This window comes from Microbacterium sp. P2_F9 (assembly GCF_056403635.1).
Window position 1 is genome coordinate 1 of sequence record NZ_JBFUFC010000240.1, and the last position, 4,880, is coordinate 4,880.

Here is a 4,880-nt window from a genome sequence, read left to right on the forward strand (position 1 = left end):
GGACTGGGTCGCGGCATCCGGCATGAGCACTTCTCCTTCGGCCGCGAAGACGGGGCGRCTCCTTAGAGCAAACCACGCGAGCCTATGCGTGAGGTGCGCAGCGACGAGACGAACCCTGTCTCGATGGCTCTGGGCGTTTCGTCTCGCTTCGCTCGCTCAACGACCGGGGGCCGCGGCGGACGGTGGCAGCGTCACCACACCGCTGGCGCCGTCGACGGTCACCTCGTCGCCCGTCGTGATGGCCTCCGTCGCACGCGGCACTCCCACGACAGCCGGAATGCCGTACTCCCGTGCGACGACGGCGCCATGGCTGTTGGCGCCGCCCATCTCCATCACGAGCCCGCCGGCCGTGAGGAACAGCGGCGTCCAGCCCGGGTCGGTGGACGGCGCCACCAGGATCTCGCCAGGCTCCAGGCGTGCGCCGACCGGGTCCAGGATGACGCGCGCCGGCGCGGTGACGATCCCGGCAGACGCGGGCGTTCCACGAAGGGCTCCCTCCTGAGGGGCCTCCGAGCCGGAACCGACGGCCTCGAGTTCAGTCCCGTCCGAGAGCAGCATCCGTGGCACATGCCGGCGGCGCAGTTCGGCGTCGTACCGTTCCCTGCGCTCGCCGACCGTGGCGCGCAGGTCCTCTCCCGCGGCGGCGCGCTTGGTCTCGTCGAAGTCGAGGAAGAAGACGTCCTCTGCTGCGGCGATCCGGCCGGAATCAGCGAGCTCGGTCCCGATCTGGAGTATCGCTCTGCGCGCCCGGTGCATCGCTGTGATGACGAGGAACTTCGGCATCTCGCGCATGCCGACGAGCGCCCGAGCACGGCGCAGGCAGAACCCCACGGCGACCGCACGAACCCGGCTGACCCGGCGGGCGCGCCGGATCAGCGTCACGCCCATGGCCCGGGCGTCGCGCGCACCGTCCGCGAAATGCTGTTCGGGTGTGGCCGCGTCCGGGTCCAGGCGGAGGTACCCGGACAGCACGCCGAACAGGTGCGCGGGGTCGTCCGACCATCGCGGCATCCCCAGATCGATCTCGGCGACGGCGCGGTGACCGTACTGCCGGAGGAAGTCCGTCATGCCGCGCTGCAGGACAGCGGGCAGGGTGCCCGCCCGGTAGCCGTCGGCGAGGTCGCGGGCGGTCTGGGTGCCCAATGCGGTCGCCGAGTCGGCATCGTCCCGCGCGCGCACGGCGACCCGCCACAATTCGAGATCCATTTCGGTCGTGACGTTGTCGGGCACGCTGCGAAGGACGGTCTGCAGATCACCGGGCTGTGTCGAGCCGCGCAGCAGTCGTCCGGCGAGCCCGAGCATGGCGAAGCCGGCGACGGCGCCGGGCAGGCTGCGCGGTGCGAGCGGCATCGCGTGGAGGAGCAGGTCGACGACGCCGTCGACCCGAGTCGGGATGTCGCGGCCGGCCGGGATGTCTCTCGCACGGACCTCGTCCGCGAGCCGTCGCACTCGGCGCTGCGCGGCCGCCGGGCTGACGAGCGCCTGAGCGACGACGAAGGGCAGCCGGATCCGAGTGKCGAGACGAAGCGCGGGCCCGATGAAGCGGCGTCGGGACCCGGGCAGCACAGCGAACCGAGGGTCGTCGAACAGTCCCCGGAGCACAGCCGCAGACCGGGCCTCCATCACGTCCAGGGCTCGGGGAAAGATCTCGCGGCCCACCGAGGAGCGCACGATGGGCGTGGCATCCACGAAGATCCGGTCGCCGCCGATCGCGAAACCGTTCGGCCCATCGATGATCAGGTCGGGTCGGCGTCCGATCAGATCGAGGAATCCCGAGCCGACTACCCGGAACGCGGCGATGCCCATCGGAGTGAGGGGTCGGTGCAGGCCCTGCGCGAGGCTGACGCAGAAGTAGACGCGGGCCTCATCGGCGGGCAGGGGCACAGCGCGCACCGGGACCGGAAACAGCGTCGTGATCGGCCGGGACTGCGTCACCCACGTGTGTCCGTCGGCGTCCACCGCCCACTCGATGTCCTGTGGGCTGCCGAACGCCCGCTCCACCCGATCGCCGAGCGACACGAGGTCTCGCACTTGCGCGTCGGTCAGGCTGGCCGGCCGCTCGGCGGGCGAGCCGCCCCGCCTCCCGGTCGAGGATCTGCTCGGTCTCAGTGTCGACGACGAAGTGGTCGGGGTCGACGGCTCCGGACACCACGGCGTCGCCGAGGCCGCGAGCTGCGTCGAGCACCGCCTGCCGTCGCCTTCCGGTCACCGGGTCGGCCGTGAAGAGAACGCCCGCCGATTCGGCGYCCACCATCCGCTGCACGACGACGGCAAGCGCGACCCCGGCGCCGTCGATGCCCTGCGCGGCGCGGTAGGCGACCGCGCGGTCGGTCCACAGCGACGCCCAGCACCGGTGCACGGCGTCGAGCACGTCATCGATGCCCGCGACGTTGAGATAGGTGTCCTGCTGCCCTGCGAAGCTCGCGCCGGGCAGGTCCTCCGCGGTCGCCGACGATCGCACCGCGACGCGCCCGTCGGCCCCGGACTCCAGGCGCGCGTACGCCTCCCGCACGGCTTCGGCCACCGGTTCGGGGAACGGTGCATGGAGCACCGTCGCGCGCGCGGCCGCGGCATCCGTCCCGGTTCCTGCCTCGACGGCAGTCTCCCGCACGGCCTGCCGGTACGCGTCCGTGGTGATGCAGAACCCCGGCGGCACATCGAAGCCGGCGCGGATCAGCTCCCCGAGATTCGCTGCCTTGCCGCCGACCCTCGCGATGTCGTCGGCCGACAGGTGCGCGAGATCGACCACGAGGGCGCTGCCGCCGTGCGCGGAGGGTGCTCTACTGGGCTCGACCATCCGTCGTCCTTCGGACCGGGTAATTCCACAGCTGTGAATTCAGGATCGCCCCGCGCGGACCCGACCGCAAGAGACCGCACGGTGTCGGAGGATCGGCGGGACCTTCGGCCCGGCATCCCTGTCACTCCATCCCGAGGATGGTCCTGTGAGCAGGTGTGAGCGGAGGAGGCTCCGATGGAACGCATAGTCCTCGGCTACGACGGCAGTCCCGCCGCGGTGTCAGCGCTTGACTGGACGGCCGCTCGAGCCGTCCCAGGACACACGAGCGTCGATGTTGTCCTCGTCGCCTCGCCGCTCTATAAAGAACGCGCGATCGAATGGCAGCGTCTCGGCAGGGCGCAAGCGCTGCTGGATGAGCGCGTCCCAGGTCTTGACGTGGCAGTGCACCGCCTCGAAGGAGGTGTCACGGATTCGATCGCGCGGGCATCGGACGAAGCGGATCTGGTCGTCGTGGGGATCAACCCCGGGCACCCCATCCGCGCTGCCGCCGGAGGATGGATGCCGCTGCGCTTGAGCACCCGCTCCGAGGCACCGGTCTGCATGATCCCCGTCGGATGGCGGGACACGGACGATCCCGTGACGGTAGGAATCGGGAGCGATGAATCCTCGGATGCCGCACTGGACTTCGCCGCTGCCGAGGCGCTGCGGAGTTCGACCGATCTCCGGCTCGTGCACTCGTGGCTGATGCCCGCGCCGGCTCTCGATGCGTCGACCGTCCTCGCCGTGACACCCGAGGAAGTGATCGAGGACAATCGGCAGGATCTCGAAGGCGCCGCACAGCGGGTTCTGATCCAGCATCCGAATCTCTCGGTGCAGAGCGAACTCATCAGGGACAGCCGATCCGCAGCGCTGCTGCGATTCGATGGCAGATCATCGCTGATCGTCATCGGCACCCACCGCCGCGGTGTGCTGGTGGGCAGTCTGCTCGGCTCGGTCGGTCAGGAGATCCTCTGGCGGGCGGAGTGCCCGATCTGCGTCGTGCCGCCCCATTACGGCGTGCCCGCTACTTCGGTGGCTGCCCGTCCGGGTGTTCGAGCTGGAAGATAGCGGCCTGCGTCCGCCGCTCCAGCCCCAGCTTGCTGAGCAGGGACGACACGTAGTTCTTCACGGTCTTCTCCGCGATGCCGAGATGCTCGCCGATCTGGCGATTGGTCAGGCCGTCGGCGATCAGCCGGAGGATCTGACGTTCGCGCAGACCCAATGACCCCATTCGCGGATCGTCGGCGGCGCGCTCGTGGATGTGGGCCTTCGCCTGCCGGACGGCGTCGGCGTCGAGGATGATGCGGCCATTCGCGACGGCGCGGATGGCGTCCACCAGTCGGGAACCGCCGATGTCCTTGAGCACGTAGCCCGCGGCTCCGGCGAGCACCGCGGCCGACACCGCCGCGTCATCGTCGTAGGCCGTCAGGATCAAGCAGGCGACCGAAGGCAGGCGGGAGCGCACGTCGCGGCAGACGTCGATGCCGCTGCCATCGGGGAGGCGGACATCCAGCACCGCGACATCCGGCGTCGTCGCTTCGATGCGGCCCAGCGACTGGCGTGCCGTCGCCGCCTCGCCGACCACTTCCATGTCGGGTTGGGCATCGACCAGGCCTGCGAGCCCCCGGCGGACGATCTCATGGTCGTCGACCAGGAAGACGCGGATCATCGGGCGTCCCCAGAGCGGTCGGCAGGTGAGTACGACGCGATGGGCGCCGTCCAGCGGGCGGCTGTGCCGGCTTCCGACGATCTCACCTCGAACTGCCCTTGCCGATCGGCCGCGCGCGCCTGGAGATTGTCGAGCCCGCTGCGTGGTGCGCCGTCGTCGATCCCGACGCCGTCGTCGTCGACCACGACCGTAACGCTGCCGTCCTGCGCCGCGACCTCCATTGAGATGTGGTCGGCGTGCGCGTGCCGTGTGGCGTTGCTGAGCAGCTCCCGCGCCACCGCGACCACCTCGGTGGCGAGGTCATCGCGGACCATGAGGTCGACGGGACCCGTGAAGCGGATGGCGGGCGGCCGGCGTGCCGACCCCGACACCGCGCCGACGACATCGAGAAGACGGTGGCGCAGCGATTCCTCGTCTCGATGGGAGAGCGCGAAG

Annotated in this window: 4 protein-coding genes and 1 pseudogene; 1 reads left to right on the top strand and 4 read right to left on the bottom strand. The window is 70.4% G+C overall.

Annotated features, from left to right (window positions below; genetic code table 11):
- Nucleotides 1–156: 156 nt before the first annotated feature.
- Nucleotides 157–1,806, bottom strand: a complete 1,650-nt coding sequence (locus AC1DVT_RS17860; protein WP_477390480.1) for a PEP-utilizing enzyme — start codon at nucleotides 1,804–1,806, stop codon at nucleotides 157–159.
- 162 nt (nucleotides 1,807–1,968) lie between these two features.
- Nucleotides 1,969–2,797, bottom strand: a pseudogene (locus AC1DVT_RS17865) (PEP/pyruvate-binding domain-containing protein); the annotation flags it as partial.
- Nucleotides 2,798–2,971: 174 nt separating this feature from the next.
- Here AC1DVT_RS17865 and AC1DVT_RS17870 point away from each other — a divergent pair.
- Nucleotides 2,972–3,844 (top strand): universal stress protein, encoded by an 873-nt coding sequence (locus tag AC1DVT_RS17870; RefSeq protein WP_477390474.1) that lies wholly within the window; start codon nucleotides 2,972–2,974, stop codon nucleotides 3,842–3,844.
- Here the strand turns inward: AC1DVT_RS17870 and AC1DVT_RS17875 are convergent.
- Both AC1DVT_RS17875 and AC1DVT_RS17880 read right to left on the bottom strand, forming a co-directional pair.
- Nucleotides 3,801–4,445: a response regulator gene (locus AC1DVT_RS17875; RefSeq protein WP_477390476.1), complete on the bottom strand. Its 645-nt coding sequence runs from the start codon at nucleotides 4,443–4,445 to the stop codon at nucleotides 3,801–3,803. The genes AC1DVT_RS17870 and AC1DVT_RS17875 overlap by 44 nt on opposite strands.
- On the bottom strand, nucleotides 4,442–4,880 hold a 439-nt coding region (locus tag AC1DVT_RS17880; protein WP_477390478.1), incomplete at its 5' end, for an ATP-binding protein. The genes AC1DVT_RS17880 and AC1DVT_RS17875, both read right to left, overlap by 4 nt.